Origin of the sequence: Neisseria sp. P0019.S002 (genome assembly GCF_051957155.1) — a bacterium.
GTDB lineage: Bacteria > Pseudomonadota > Gammaproteobacteria > Burkholderiales > Neisseriaceae > Neisseria > Neisseria perflava.
Window position 1 is genome coordinate 1 of the sequence record NZ_JBQCWS010000042.1, and the last position, 573, is coordinate 573.

General features: G+C 43.1%; 1 protein-coding gene and 1 pseudogene. One reads left to right on the forward strand and one right to left on the reverse strand.

Annotation, left to right across the window (positions count from 1 at the left end; genetic code table 11):
* The coding region (locus ACTHTY_RS11430) for a hypothetical protein (RefSeq protein WP_440367728.1) at positions 1 to 231 on the forward strand (231 nt) is incomplete at its 5' end.
* Positions 232 to 290: 59 nt separating this feature from the next.
* On the opposite strand, the pseudogene ACTHTY_RS11435 reads toward ACTHTY_RS11430, so the two are convergent.
* Positions 291 to 573: pseudogene (locus ACTHTY_RS11435) on the reverse strand (MFS transporter); the annotation flags it as partial.

The following is a 573-nucleotide window of genomic DNA, read 5'->3' on the forward strand; positions in this document are numbered from 1 at the left end:
ATACAGAAAGGAATCAAAATGAAGCACATTGCAAATATTATGCAGATGAACGATTGGGATATGAATCAAGAAAGTACAGTGGGGCGGATATTGGAATATGGTCGCGGGAAGACTAAAAAATTCGTCATCGAATGGTTGGGTGGAGAGAAAACCGAAGTGAAAGGCGGTTATTACGATGCCTGTGCTATAGGTTTGAATGCTGATACTTGGAACTTTATTCGTCGAATTTAATAAGGTTAAACAGGTCGTCTGAAACGGCATTTCAGACGACCTTCTTAATGAATCAGTATTTAATCTACGCCTTTGAGCATTTTATTCAAAATAGGTACAAGCAGCAACAATACCAAACCGGTTATCACGCCTATGCCGCAAATCATCCAGTAGAAATCCAGCGGTGCTTTCTCATTGAATCCCTCTTTGAACAACACGCCACCCAAAGTGAAACCCACTGAAAAACCCAAGAAATTGAGCGCGACCATTTGCGTTTTGAACATGGGCGGGGCGATTTTGGTCGCGATGGAAAGTGCAATCGGCGAGATCATCAGTTCGCCTATGGTGAGGACGAGCAGGAAC